Raw genomic sequence first — 14,189 nt, forward strand, 5'->3', positions numbered from 1 at the left:
TCCTCTTTCACCCAACTTCTTTCTTTTTTAAAAAATAACTGCCGAACCGTCACCGAATCGCGGAATTTGTGCCGCATGATTCCCGAATGATTAATTCGGAATCAATAAAGACCGGCTTTAATTGTGACCTGCCATTAATTAAATCATCGAGCATATAGGCTGATAATTTTCCAAACTTCTCTTTATCCTGTTTCACCGTCGTCAGTTTCGGCTCACTGTAGCGGCAGGCGGCAATATCATCACAGCCAACAATCCGAATGTCCTGTGGACACTGTAGGCCAGCTTCCTTAATCGCTTGCAATGCCCCAAGTGCCATCAAATCCGAGGTGGCAAAAACGGCTTCAGGCAGTTCCTGAGATTGGAGTATTTTCTTCATTGCCAAATACCCGCTTTCCTCATGAAAATCACCATATTGAATCCAGTCATCGCGGATTTCAAGACCAAATTGATTCATCGCCTCTAAGAAGCCTTGTTTTCGAAAAGTAGAAATGGCGGAGTCGAACTTACCACCGATATAACCGATTCTTTTTATCGTATGAAGGTAGAAATACTCGACCACTTTTCTGGATAAATCCACGTTATCAGTCATGATGTAACTTGATTTCGGCCCTTTCAACTCAATATCGATCCCAATACAAGGAAGGCCCTCCGAAGCCAAATCGAAGGTAGATTCCTCCACTTCCTCCCCGGCAATGATCAAGCAGCCGTCCACATGGAAATGCCGGCATCTTGCTAAATAACTGCCATTATCTGAATGAAAGCGTTCATTCGAAAACATTAAAATATCGTAACCGAGTAAACCGATATTTTTTTTAAAAGAGGAAATAACCTCATTGAAATAAGGGTGAGTCATGTCGACATTAATCTTTCCGGCATAAATTAACCCGATTAAGTTCGACTTTTTCGTTGCCAGCGACCTGGCAGAAAAGTTAGGCTCGTAACCTTTTTGGTTAATAATATCCATAACCTTTTTCTTTGTACTCTCACTGATTCCCTCATAGTTGTTAATAACCTTTGAAACGGTGCCTTGAGAAACACCTGCCAATTGCGCAATATCCTTAATGGTTAAATTCATTATAATCCCTTCTATACCAATAATAAGCTAACCTCAGTGTTAGATTACTAGGAGTTTCACTAGATAACAATGATTTTGTTATTTTACAGAACCATCGGTAATACTCGAAATAAATAATCGGTTAAAGAATAAGAACACCAACAACAGCGGCACTGTTGCCCAGAATACACCTGACATAATCATCCCAAAGTCGACATTTCGAGTATTGCTTAATTGGGCTAATGCCACCTGAATCGTATAATTTTCCGGATCTCTCAGGACAGTAAACTGCCATAAGAACTCACCCCAAGAAGCCGTAAAGACAATAATCCCCAGTGTAGCAAAGGCCGGCAGAACAATCGGAAGGATCAAACTGCGATAAATGCGAAAGTTGGAACAGCCATCCAATTTAGCCGCTTCGATTAACTCATCCGGGACCGATTCACTAATATATTGCCTCATAAGAAAGATACCAAGCGGATTTAAAAAGAACAAGATCATCACACCTGGTAAGGTATCAAGCATTCCCGCCTTCGAGATCAGAAAATATTGCGGGATTAACCCTAATTGCGGCGGAATAATCATCGTTAACAGAATCCCCGCAAAAAGAATATTTTTTCCACGGAATTGAAACTTCGCAAAAGCAAAGCCTGCTAATGAGCTAATGAACAAGACCACCAGCGTCACAACGGCACAGACCACAAAAGAGTTCCACATCGACTGGAAGAAATCAATTTGATTTAAAACCTTTTTAAAGTTTTCAACCAGTAAGTTCCCCGGCTTGATGGTTGGCGGAATCGAGTTATAGGCCGAGCTGGGACTAGTGGCCATCACAAACATCCAATAAAACGGAAACAACGATAATAGGGCGGCAAGGGACAAAAATACATAAACCAGGAGTCTGCCAATGGACAACTTTCTTGTTTTTTCCCTGTTTTTCATTGTCCTTTCCTCCTTTTTCGGCCAATACCGGACGTTAAGAATACATTAATGGCCGCAAACGCTGAAATTAACACCAATAAAATGATCGCGGTAGCGGAAGCCGTACCAAAAGATTGTAATTTAAAGGCATCACGATACAAATACATCACGATTGTCATCGCCTCATCTCTGGTAAAGGCACTAGTTCCTAAAAAGACAGTCGGTTCAGAAAAGAGCTGCAGAGCGCCAACTGTTGAGGTGAAGACGGTGAGCACGATAAACGGCTTCAGCATTGGCATCGTAATATGGAGGAGCTGCTGAAATTTATTTGCCCCATCAATGGTGGCTGCTTCATATAAATCATTCGGGATACTTTGAATCCCGGCGAGGTAAATAATCGTGTTATAGCCGACCCATCGCCAAAAAACCATGATGGAAATGGCAATTTTCGTTCCCCATTCTGAGCTTCCCCAATGCACGGGATCAAGCCCCGCAAGGCTTAATACATAATTCGCCAAAGAAGATTCATGATCACTAAACAGGACACTGAAAATCAGGGCAACCGCCACCATTGAGGTAATATAGGGCATAAAAATGGTGACTCGGAAGAAGTTTTTAAATTTAAGAAAGGCCAGATTCAATAAATAGGCAAAAATGATTCCAAACACTAATTGTGGGGCAGTGCCCATGATCCCCATGACAATCGTATTATAAACCGATTTCCAAAATAGGGGGTCTGTTAAGACAAGTTTAAAATTATCCAATCCCACAAATGTCATCGGGCTTAGCCCGTTCCATTTTTGAAACCCTAAATAAATACTAAATAATACCGGATACAAGCCAATAACCGCAAAAATGATAAAGAATGGCGCAATGTATAAATAGCCGGAAATCATGTCCTTTTTTGCTTCAGTTCTGTATCGCTTTTTTCTTACTTTCACACCATTATGGACGGGATTCACCTTCACTGGATCCATTTTTACACCTCGTTTCAGTTCAAAGGCGGAAGCGGCGCCAATTTTACCGGGCAGCCAAATCCGCCTTCTTTTTTTCTAGTAAACTATTGAATTAGCGGCTTAATAAACCTTCGGCACGCTTAACAGCATCTTTCCATTCCTTGTCAGGATCCGTTCCCTTATTTTGAACGTTTTTCAAGGCATTCAACACTTCTTGATACACTGGGAAGTACTTTTCCCCTTTATAAACTGCTCCATTGATATCTTGTGCCGCTTTTGCAAATACTGGTGCAGTTGCTTGGCCGCCAAAGAATTCATCTTGGTTATTTTTAAAGGCATCCATTTCATACACAGACTGTGCAGAAGGGAAAAGTCCCTTGGATTGGAAAGATTTCAATTGATTGTCAGGAGAAATTAACCATGATGCAAATTTATAAGCTTCTTTCGCATGTTTGGTTTCGCTTGGAATGGCGATGAAAGATCCGCCCCAGTTTGCTGCAAATTCACTTGGCAGTGTTGCCACTTTCCATTTACCAATAGCTTCTTTCGCGTTGCCTTCCATCCAGCCTTTTAACCAACCAGCCCCTAATTCAGCAGCGAATTCCCCTTTATTCACGGCGTTCGCCCACTCTGGTGACCACATTTCGAATTTACCCACAATGCCAAGTTTGTTTAATTTCACGGCATAATCATAGGCCTTTTTAACAGAGTTTCCATCCTTTTCTAGCAATAACTCGCCTTTAGGATTAAGGAATGTTTCTTTCGCACCGTCTAAGTAGGCTCTGAATGCCATTTCAATACTGTCTACAAATGGCTTTCCTGTTTTCTCTTTCACTTTAAGACCCGCTTCTTCAAATGCAGCTGGTGAACTGATCAATGCTGTCACTTCTTCTGGATTTGTCGGCAGTCCCGCAGCTTCAAATACATCTGTCCGATAGTATAAGGCTTTCGGGCCAATATCCGTTGGCAAGCCAATTAAGAAATCACCCTTCTCGTTCTCGCCTGTATTCCATTTCCAATCGAGGTACTGATCTTTAATATCCTTTGCACCAAGGTCATACAAATTTTCGAAGCGGTCTTGTGCCGCTTTAAATCGGTCAAGTTGGTCAATTTCCAACATCGTAATATCCGGTGCCCCACTTCCAGCGGATAGGGCGGTAAATAAGGCATCATGATGTTCAGCCGTTTCAGCCGATCTTACTTTTATTTTGACACCAGGATTTTCTGCCTCATATGCTTTCGCTAAGTCTTCATATCCTGTAGCACCAAATGCCCAGAAATTTAGGGTGATTTTTTTATCTCCACCACTTTCACCCTTATCAGATGAGGCCTTTTCATTTCCATTACATGCTGCTAGCGACAAGGCCAAAGCCGTTGATAATCCGATCGCAGCCAGTTTTTTCAAGCTTTTCAATTGAGATTCCCCCTATTATTGTTTTGTTAGGCTTTCAACTACGGAATGCTACTACAAAAATAAATCGGAAATGCTTACCTATGTACCCCCCACCTCCTTCGAATAGCTCTTCTTCAAAAAACAAGATAATGGCCTATACTTCGGAAACCGGTTTCTATAATTAGTTTAGTAAGTTTATATATTAGTGGCGGAAACCGCTTTCTTTAGAAATTATATATCTATTTTTCTAAATAATCAACTATTATTTCAAATAATTACCTACAGGTGGGAAACCGGTTTCTATACATTGATAAAGCTTACTAGGTTTTTTTCGCATCCACTACATCCCTGTATCTCCCCTTAAAGAGGGATTGCATTGTTCAACGTCACTAAAGGCAGAGGAAATGGAGAAATGGCTGAAAACCGAGGGATAGTGACCCGCGCCGCGAATTATATCCGATTTCAATGCTATGAAGGACTAATCTTTTAAAAGTCACCGAGTTTTGTCTTTCATCAATGCTATGAAGGACTAATCTTTTAATAGTCACCGAGATTTTTCCTTCATCAAGGCTATGAAAGACTAATCTTTTAAAAAATCACCGAGATTTGTCCTTCATCCAGGCTATGAAGGACTAATCTTTTAAAAACTCACCGAGATTTGTCCTTCATCCAGGCTATGAAGGACTAATCTTTTAAAAACTCACTGGGATTTGTCCTTCATCAAGGCTATGAAAGACTAATCCTATAAAACTCACCGATATTTGTCCTTCATCAAGGCTATGAAAGACTAATCTTTTAAAAAATCACCGAGATTAGTCCTTCATCAAGGCTATGAAGGACTAATCCTATAAAACTCACCGAGATTAGTCCTTCATCAAGGCTATGAAGGACTAATCCTATAAAACTCACCGAGATTTGTCCTTCATCCAGCTAATGAAAAGCAATTCTACTAAAAATGGCTAGTAAAAAGTTCTTTTAAGTCGCTCATCGCACAAAAATCCGTATCCAAACGAATTCCAATCCACCATGTCCCTTTTGCCCACTTTTATCTATATATAAGGTGAAAGGAGGTGAGTGACAATGGCACAAGCATTATTAGAAGGAACAAAGCTTCGCCTATTGTTTGAAGCAGGCATCGATGATGAAGGCAAGCCGATCCTAAAAGCAAAATCATTTAACAACATCACAAAAGTAGCTACCGCAGATCAATTATCGCAGGCAGCACAAGCAATCGCCGTATTATGCAACGACAAACTAAACAAAGTCGAACGCAACGACAGTTCGGAAATTCTAGGCTAGTAGACTAGAAAATGGTGCGGGATGTCCACCCCGCACGGACAGTGTCCATAAGTGGTGCCTGTCACCAATATCAACATTGGCACTTAGCTTATATCACATGAACGATAGGAGGTGAGCAAAATGGCGAAGACTTTAGAGTTGCAATTTGGAACTGAGTTTGGGAAGACTGCGCGTATTACGGTTGATAATCCAAAGGAACCGATTGATGGAGAGGTGGTAAAGCTATCAATGGCACAGATTATGGCATCTGATATTTTCACAACTGCTAGCGGAAGATTCGTGGCTGCAAAAGGGGCAAGAGTGGTTGAGCGCAATGTAACAGATTACGAACTAGTTTAATATAGACGAAAGGCCGGTTTCCTTTGAGGAAACCGGCCCATTTTAATTATTAACATGAAAAAAGCCCTAAATTATTGTTAAAAAAATATATCGACATGTATTTGCAAAAAATGACAAGTCCATCCAGAAAAGTAGGGCGGAGAATAACGTCTCCACCCTACTCAATCAGTTTTAAACACTTGTTGTGCCTTGTTTATGTTGACCTCTAGCTGCAAAGTTCCTACGTACATAGGGCATTACAAATCGGTCTACACCGAATTTACCAGCATTTGCTCCAGCAACTAAGACGAAGAAGGCTAAAAGAATCATTTGTCCGTTTGTGCTCACGGTACCACTGAACAAGAAAGAGAAATTCATGACCATACCCATTAGGGTCGCAAAGTTCGTAAGAAGACCTAGGATTAAGGCAATTCCGACTAATACTTCGCCCCATTGCACTAAGAAAGAAAATAGATCCGCGTTTGGCAAGGCAACCTGTTCTAAGAATTTCGCCCACCAGCCTTGAACTGCTGGGTGCTCACCCGTGCTAGAAGCAATCGCTCCTTTTAAGAATCCACTTGCATCAAATCCGCCACTTGTTATTTTTCCATAACCTGCATGTAAAAATTCATAGCCTATATAAACACGAATGATAGCTAAAATCCCGGCGACAATAGTATTCTTTCTTAAAAGATTTAACATGGTACTCCATCTCCCTTAGGATTAATATAAGTTTTTACAAGATCTTGTTTGTTTCTGACTACACTTATATATTATCACCTTTCCAAAGGTAAGAAAGGTGTTTGTGATACTTTTCACAAATTAGCAACAAAGTCTTGAAGTTATTGTGAACTACTGACCAACTGTCTGGTACTTGGCACCGTAATTGCTTGCAGAAAATAAAGCAAAGAACCACACCTTATTTCTCCTTTTTTTGGTATAATAAAGCTCTATTCCGCCAACGAGGTGAAGGTCTTGCGTAAATTTCAAATAATCATGGTAAGTAGTGTTATAGGTATCTTAGCGATTGTGTTTGCAGGTATCTACTATCATCAATCCACCCAGTTCAATAAGCATGTCACAATCAACAACACAAAAGTCGGCGGACTAACTGCTGACCAGGCATTAAAAAAATTAGCGTCATCTGTTTTAAAAAATAAAGTCTATGTAGGAAAAGAGCAAATTTTCGATGGAAAAGACACGAAAATGGGCTTTACAGCGAAGGATTTACCTAGTGTGAAGAAACTATTAAAAAGGCAGCAGACGTTTTGGCCTTCCTCAAAGGAAAAAAATTATAGGCTGCAGCCAAGCAAAACCGACCAGTACCGAACCCAAACACTGAAAAAGCTTGTAGAGGATAAGCTAATTTCCATGAATACTAGCTTACTAGTTCCCAAAGATGCAGAGGCACGCTTGGAACAAGGGAAAATTATCGTTTCTGAAAGCGTGGATGGGAAGCAGCATGATGTCGCTCAGTTAATGAAGGCTTACCAAAACCATGATTATACAAGTGAAATCCATCTGAAGACCGCCTACATACAACCGATTAAAGCGGACAACCCGATTATAAAAAAGGAAAAGAAAACGTTGCAGGAACTCGTGCAACGAACCGTTGATTATAAAGTTCAGGACACTGTGTATACCTTAAATGGCAGCGATTTAATAAAGAACGCCACCGTGACAAAGGATATGCAAGTAAGGATTGACCCAGCGGAAATTAAAAACAAGGTGACGGAAATTAACAATGCCCAATCCACCTTAAAAAAGAATTTTTCCTTTAAAACCCATTCCGGTTCGGTTATATCCGTAAAAGGGGAATCCTATGGCTGGGCACTGAAAGTTGATAAGGAAACAGAGCAAGTAAAGGCCGCTTTTGAAAAAGGGGAAAAGTCACTCGAAGCGAGTCATGTTTACGGAGTTGGCTGGAGCACTTACGGCACGGGCTTTAAAACCACCGCCAACGACGGCATCGGTGACACCTACGCTGAAGTGTCCATTGCTGAACAACGCATTTGGATTTATAAAAATGGAAAATTAGCCCTCACCACCAATGTGGTGACCGGCAGACATGACACCAAAGAAGATACACCACCAGGGGTATGGTATATCATGTACAAAGAAACACCCTCCATACTTGAAGGAACAAGTGCAGGTCATGGTGGGAGTTATTCCGTTAAAGTCCAATATTGGGCACCATTCACCCTCAGTGGATGCGGGTTCCACGATGCAAGCTGGCGGACAAACTGGAAAAGCGATGCCTACCTCAACGCAGGATCAGGCGGCTGCGTTAACACACAGCCAAGTATTATGAAAGCCGTTTATGACAATCTTAGCAAAAATGAACCTGTTATTATTTATTGAAGCTAGGGGCGGTACCCTAGAGATTTGCATAAAAAGGCCCGACTAACTGATAAGAGTAGTCGGGTTTTAGAATTTTAATAGGCCGCTTCGCACAACTAGCACCGTTCCTACTTCGAAGGTTTAGTTAACTTATTTTGGGATTTATACCAATCATAACCACATCATCCTTGGTTTTGATTGCATCAAAGCAATCAAAAATTCTCATTTTCCCTAGATAGCCTTCTACCTAATCACGACTGGAACTTGTGGCTAGCCTTATTTTCAGTCCTAAATCATTTACGTTTTAGGCTTGGCTCCGGCACTAATTGGTCAAGGTAATAGACATTCCCCCATCTATCAGGAGTGAAGTTGGAGGCAAATCCTACACCAAGCTGGGCTTTTTGCGGGTGCTTTATATTTGGTATACGGATGGCCAGGCCCTCAGGCTCTCTAAAGGTAAGGGAATCTCCTCCAGTGAATAACGCTCGATCCACTACTTTTCCCGTGTTCCAATCTACAGAAGTGATATACGTATTACCGTACGGCTCGACTGAACCACTACTGCCATAGGCATTACCCTCTAACGTATACAAGTATCCACCATAAGAAGTAAATCCTTGAAAGGTCCCCATCGGTGGTTGGAGCACATCGGCTAGAGGGACATAGTTGTTCTGCTTCACCTGTTCTAAGTCAAATAAAGCGAAATGGAAGACTCCTTCTTTACGATAACGCATTGTTAATAATTCATTAGCAGGATCGATACTAACCGTTGTACGGTCGGCCCCATCAATTAAGCGATGTTTTTCGAGCTGCGGGGAATCCGGGGTCAATATTGCTCCATCTTCAAATGTAAATCTAGCAAGCTGGGTTCCCCAACCATCATTACCTTCTGCAACAGAATCCGTTTCGGTCCATAAATATGGCGTATCCCCGTCAACTTCTACCCCCATTTGGACACCATGGCCAAATCCTTTAAGAAACATATGACCTAATATGTTACCGTCAAGATCAAGCTTGGTTAAGGTTAAATCCCCTTGCTTTCCACGATTTGTTCCGCTTACAGGTGAATCTTCCCCAGGCAGCTGCTGTCCACCGGCTATTAGTTGAACAATATAAATATGCTGATTGACATTATCAAAGGCAAATGACTGTTGTACTGTGCCATTGTACAATCTCTTGTCACGAATCAATTCTTTTCCGGGAGCCGCTAGGTCAAATACCTTCGAATTAGGAATAGGCTGCTTTGCATTACTATCCAATGGTGCCATTGAAAATAGACTTAGCGCCAGTGCCCCTACAACCACCTTCGTTACCAACCCTTTACCCAACCGATTACCATTCAATTTCCTGCTAGAATCATGTACAAATTTCACTTCGCACCCCCGCATAATAAATGAACGTTCAAATTTTTTACGCCCCTACTCCCTTGTCTTTAAGCTGCTTATTTAGACGGACCGTCTTTTTTTTCTCAACAAAGCTGGCAACCCTAGCCAGCAGGAGTGAGACGAACACCGAAAATATTACAATCCCATAAAACCCTGCACCTATTCCTATCCCAACTCCACCTGCAAAGAGAATCATAGCGGCCGAAGTCAGTCCCTTTACCCTCGTTCCATCTTTTAAAATGACACCTGCCCCAAGAAACCCCAAACCAGACACAATTTGCGCAGTCAATCGCATCGGATCCATTCGTGTTAAGCTATTCATATCACCGTATTTATCCACACTGTAAATAGAAAGCAAGGTAATTAATGTACTTGCAACACAAACATACATATAGGTTTTTAGTCCTGCTGGTTTATTCTTTGCCTCCCGGTCCCATCCAATCAGAAAACCGAGTATGGTACTAACAACTACACGAATATACATCTCATAATCTCTTGCAATGGAGAAGATAGCATCCATGCGTCCACCTCCTCCCTTAACATACTCTATCTTCCTATCGCCGTTATTTTCCTACCTTTTCACGAATGGACAGTGCTGGCACAGGATTGTTACAGGTCAATAAAGTAGCCCCGCATTCCAGCGCATACAGTACCTGTTGTTCATCATCGGGACAGTAACACCAAACTAAAATTCCTTGCTCTTTAAAAAATTGAACCCTTTCTGGCGTTAACAATTTCATACTGACACCCACCGCCCACATTTTTGAGTAAGTGCCGTTATCACCCGGTGCAAAATGAAACATAATCTCTCCTGGAAATCCTTGCGTTTTAAGACCATATACATCATGAATATAAGCAACAATATCCGCATCGAAGCTCGTGAAAACGCACCGTGAGAGATAGCCATACTCCTTTAGCATGGCAATCGCCTGATCCGCCACTTCCTTTGCATCGACACTTGGTTTAATTTCCACATTTAATAAAATGTCTTGGCAGGGCTTTAGCAGCTCACAAAGTTCAGTAAAGGTTGGTATTTCCTGCTTCCCAAAATCACTGAACCCATTACAGGCATCAAATTCCTTCAATTCCTTCTTAGAATAATCACTGACCTTCCCCGATCCATTTGTGGTTCGATCAAGCGAATCATCATGAATAACCATTAGCACTTTATCCTTTGAGAGCCTTAGATCGAACTCAAGCATCTCTACCCCCAAGTCTATTGCCTGTTGGAATCCAAGCAAGGTATTTTCCGGAAAGGCAGATTTATATCCCCGATGTCCAGCAACAATAATGGAAGAGTCCTCTTTCAGTCGTTCTATCATACTTTTTGCATCCCTTTCTTTTTCAAAAATAATAGGAAAGAGCCTATCTACAAAAAACAGAATGGATGATGATCGTGTCTGTATTTCTGATAGGCTCTACTTTGTTAATAGATTACTGGGCTAAGATTCTTTCCGTTTCCTTCGTAAAGGTATCGAGCGATTTTTGAATATCGGCATCATCATACATAATCGCTTCAATTGCGGAGAAGAATTCATGCATAATTTCTGGCCATGCCGTATTTTTATTTGTATCAGTCGCATATTTTAATTGTTCATATGCCGTCTTACGATTCGGCTCTTTCGCCCATAGTTCTTGAATCTCTTTTGATTCTGCCATTTTCTTTGTAAAAGGAAGATAGCCGGATTCTAGGATAAATTGTTGCAATCCCTGCGGATCATCCATCATAAAGTGAATAAATTCCCACGCTGCCTCTTTATTTTTACTGTTTGCTATCATGGACACGTTGCCGCCGCCAGTTGGTGTTGCATACTCGTCATTTTTTGGTAAAAATGCCGTAACATACTCAAAATCGGAATTTTGGGCGATACCGCCAATGGTTCCTGTTGATTGGAACATCATCGCCACTTTACCGCTCGAAAACATTTGATTGACGATATTTCCGGAATCCTGTGCCGGTGGATAGTAAAGGGCACCCGATTTTTGCAAATCTTTCAGATATCCAAAGACTTCTTTACCAATACCGTTTTTATTAAATCCATCAGAGGTATTATCCTTATTAAAGAATTTTCCTCCTGATTGAGAAATCATCGCAATTGGATACCACGTATCATACGGCATGGTCAAACCATAACGCTTAATTTCATTTCCTTCCTTTTGCACCAAGGCATTGGAGACTTCCTTCAACTCATCCCAGGTTGTTGGAACTTTAAGTCCAGCTTCATCTAACATCGTTTTATTCACATGAAGGATCGGCGTTGATCTGTTTAAAGGCAGTGATACCAACTTTTTATTAAAAGTTGAATGGCCCATCAAGCCCTTCGCAAAATCATCTTCACTTAAACCACTTTTCTTAAAGTAAGGCTTCAGATCCTCTAAAACATCTGATTCTGCAAACATTTGAACATAGGCACGTTCAATCATTGCTACATCTGGGGCAGTGTTCGCAGATAGTGCTTGTTGGAGCTTGGTGGAAGTCTCGTCATATGTACCTTGGAACGTTCCCACCACTTCTACTTTGTCTTGACTATCATTAAACCGTTTGATTAAGGCATCCATATACTCCCCATTTACCCCACCAAGGGAGTGCCAAAACTGAATCGTCGTCTTGCCTTCCTGTTTGTCCTGATCTTTCGGTGTGCTAGCCGTCTTTTCCTCCTTACTGCTACATGCTGCTAGTAAAGAAAAGATCATCAGTACAGCAACACAAAGTGAAAATAGTCGTTTCATAACTCACCCTCCGTTTTTTTAATAAATTTTTTTATTTTAAGGAGATTAAAGATTTATTTAATCCCTGAATAAACAAAGGCTTTGACAATTTGCTTTGAGCAGAAAAGGTAGACGATGAGAATCGGGACCACTAATACCACATTTCCCGCCATGATAATATGCCAATTACTGATTCCCTCTGTCTCCCTAAGCATGGAAATTCCAAGCGTCAAGGGTCTTACTTCATTTGAGTCTGTCATCACAAGCGGCCAGAAATAGTCATTCCAATGGCTAACAAAACTGAAGAGCCCGATCGTCGCTAATGCCGGTTTTGACATTGGCACCATGATTTTCCACATAATTTTAAACTCATTGGCATTATCGAGTCTGGCCGCCTCAATAATTTCTTCCGGAATTTGCATAAAATACTGCCGCAAGAGGAAGATACCAAAAGCATTCGCCATGAATGGCAAGATCTGCGGTAAAAGTGTTTGAATCATACCCCAATCCGCCATCATTAAATAAATAGGAATAAAGGTGATTTGCCCCGGAATCATAAAAGCGATTAATACTAAGCCAAATAAGATATTTTTTCCGGCAAATTCATATTTTGCAAAGGCATAGGCTGCCGGGATCATCACGAGCAACTGAATGATAATGATCGAAAAAGTAATGATGAAAGAGTTCTTCGCATACGTTAAAAACGGCCCTGATGTCATTGCATCAACAAAGTTAATCCACTGCGGAATCTCCGGAATGATTGTCGGCGGAAAATTCATCGTTTCCTTCAACGTCTGCAGCGATGTGGAAATCATCCATAAAAACGGGAAGATAAAAGCAAGTAATATCGCAATTTTTAAGATCGTATCTAGTGTCAGCCACATATTTTTGGCTTTCAATTTCTTCATCTAACAGCACCCCCAAGTCGTGACCGTCTATTGGTAATGAACCTTCTTTGCCATCAAGCGGAAATAGATGATTGTTAATATTCCGATAATGAACATTAATACAACCCCTGTTGCTGCAGCAAAACCAATATTGGTGGTTCTAAACGTATAAATATAGTAAACAAGGGTGTTGGTTGCATTATTCGGTCCGCCTCCCGTCATAATTCTTACCGTATCAAATACCTTAAACGATCCAATCGTCATTATGACAAGGATAAAAAACATTTGTGGAGAGATAAGCGGTAACGTAATCTTGCGAAACACCTTAAATTTGCTGGCATTATCAAGTGCCGCAGCTTCATAAATGGTTGGCGATACCCCTTGAAGGGCTGCAACTAAAATGAGTGAATAGTAGCCGATTCCCTGCCAGACAGAAACGATAATAATCGAAAGTAGCGCCGTTTTTGAGCTTTGTAGCCATTGGGATGTCGGCAAATGCAGCGTTTTTAAAATATAGTTGAGAAACCCTAAATTTGGTTCCATAATCCATAGCCAGATAAGGGAAACGGATACAATCGAAATGATGTGCGGGGTAAAAATACCAGCTTGTACGATTGCATTAATGCGTGTCCTCTTGCTAAGCCAGATGGCAATGAGTAAAGATAATGCCATCGTTAAGATTACGACACCACCCGTGTAAATCACTGTATTGGATAGTGATTTATAGAAATCGCCCCTGCTGAAAATTTGCACGTAATTATCAAGCCCAATGAATTTACTCATCGATTTATTAAGCAAGTTGTACTTATAGAAACTTAAATAAATTAAATAGATAAGTGGGTATATAACAAAAAGACCAATACCAATCATGGCGGGACCAATCATTACATACGGCCGGATCGCTTCCCATACTCTCCTTTTATTCAT

The 14,189-nt window shown here is 41.0% G+C and carries 14 protein-coding genes; 3 read left to right on the forward strand and 11 right to left on the reverse strand.

Annotation, left to right across the window (positions count from 1 at the left end):
- Positions 1–49: 49 nt before the first annotated feature.
- The 4 genes from RCG19_RS07030 to RCG19_RS07045 all read right to left on the reverse strand — a co-directional run bounded on the left by RCG19_RS07030 (position 50) and on the right by RCG19_RS07045 (position 4,345).
- Entirely contained in the window at positions 50–1,075 is a 1,026-nt protein-coding gene (locus RCG19_RS07030) for a LacI family DNA-binding transcriptional regulator (protein ID WP_308110242.1), read from the reverse strand.
- Positions 1,076–1,153: 78 nt separating this feature from the next.
- On the reverse strand, positions 1,154–1,996 hold the full coding sequence (locus tag RCG19_RS07035; RefSeq protein ID WP_308110243.1) for a carbohydrate ABC transporter permease: 843 nt from the start codon (positions 1,994–1,996) through the stop codon (positions 1,154–1,156).
- Positions 1,993–2,952, reverse strand: coding sequence for a carbohydrate ABC transporter permease (locus RCG19_RS07040; RefSeq protein ID WP_308110244.1), 960 nt, complete (start codon positions 2,950–2,952; stop codon positions 1,993–1,995). The genes RCG19_RS07035 and RCG19_RS07040 overlap by 4 nt, the downstream gene beginning before the upstream one ends.
- 91 nt (positions 2,953–3,043) lie before the next feature.
- Positions 3,044–4,345, reverse strand: coding sequence for an ABC transporter substrate-binding protein (locus RCG19_RS07045; RefSeq protein ID WP_308110245.1), 1,302 nt, complete (start codon positions 4,343–4,345; stop codon positions 3,044–3,046).
- 1,059 nt (positions 4,346–5,404) lie between these two features.
- On the opposite strand from RCG19_RS07045, the gene RCG19_RS07050 reads away from it, so the two are divergent.
- Positions 5,405–5,623, forward strand: coding sequence for a DUF1659 domain-containing protein (locus RCG19_RS07050; RefSeq protein ID WP_308110246.1), 219 nt, complete (start codon positions 5,405–5,407; stop codon positions 5,621–5,623).
- Between the two features lie 120 nt (positions 5,624–5,743).
- Positions 5,744–5,962, forward strand: coding sequence for a DUF2922 domain-containing protein (locus RCG19_RS07055; protein ID WP_308110247.1), 219 nt, complete (start codon positions 5,744–5,746; stop codon positions 5,960–5,962).
- Positions 5,963–6,133: 171 nt separating this feature from the next.
- On the opposite strand, the gene RCG19_RS07060 is transcribed toward RCG19_RS07055, so the two are convergent.
- Positions 6,134–6,643, reverse strand: coding sequence for a DoxX family protein (locus RCG19_RS07060; RefSeq protein ID WP_308110249.1), 510 nt, complete (start codon positions 6,641–6,643; stop codon positions 6,134–6,136).
- Between the two features lie 294 nt (positions 6,644–6,937).
- Between RCG19_RS07060 and RCG19_RS07065 the strand changes: the two genes are divergently transcribed.
- A complete protein-coding gene (locus tag RCG19_RS07065; protein WP_308110946.1) occupies positions 6,938–8,302 on the forward strand; it encodes a L,D-transpeptidase family protein in 1,365 nt (454 codons plus the stop codon).
- A 272-nt stretch (positions 8,303–8,574) separates the two neighbouring features.
- On the opposite strand, the gene RCG19_RS07070 is transcribed toward RCG19_RS07065, so the two are convergent.
- The 6 genes from RCG19_RS07070 to RCG19_RS07095 all read right to left on the reverse strand — a co-directional run bounded on the left by RCG19_RS07070 (position 8,575) and on the right by RCG19_RS07095 (position 14,189).
- Positions 8,575–9,654, reverse strand: coding sequence for a phage baseplate protein (locus RCG19_RS07070; protein WP_308110250.1), 1,080 nt, complete (start codon positions 9,652–9,654; stop codon positions 8,575–8,577).
- Positions 9,655–9,691: 37 nt separating this feature from the next.
- A complete protein-coding gene (locus RCG19_RS07075) occupies positions 9,692–10,186 on the reverse strand; it encodes an MgtC/SapB family protein (RefSeq protein WP_166244112.1) in 495 nt (164 codons plus the stop codon).
- Between the two features lie 43 nt (positions 10,187–10,229).
- Entirely contained in the window at positions 10,230–10,988 is a 759-nt protein-coding gene (locus RCG19_RS07080; protein WP_308110251.1) for a glycerophosphodiester phosphodiesterase family protein, read from the reverse strand.
- 112 nt (positions 10,989–11,100) lie between these two features.
- Positions 11,101–12,396, reverse strand: a complete 1,296-nt coding sequence (locus RCG19_RS07085; protein WP_166244116.1) for an ABC transporter substrate-binding protein — start codon at positions 12,394–12,396, stop codon at positions 11,101–11,103.
- A gap of 53 nt (positions 12,397–12,449) precedes the next feature.
- The gene (locus RCG19_RS07090) at positions 12,450–13,283 is read right to left on the reverse strand and encodes a carbohydrate ABC transporter permease (RefSeq protein ID WP_166244118.1); all 834 of its coding nucleotides are present in this window, start codon (positions 13,281–13,283) and stop codon (positions 12,450–12,452) included.
- 27 nt (positions 13,284–13,310) lie between these two features.
- The gene (locus RCG19_RS07095) at positions 13,311–14,189 is read right to left on the reverse strand and encodes a carbohydrate ABC transporter permease (RefSeq protein ID WP_166244120.1); all 879 of its coding nucleotides are present in this window, start codon (positions 14,187–14,189) and stop codon (positions 13,311–13,313) included.

It is taken from the genome of Neobacillus sp. OS1-2 (genome assembly GCF_030915505.1).
GTDB lineage: Bacteria > Bacillota > Bacilli > Bacillales > Cytobacillaceae > Neobacillus.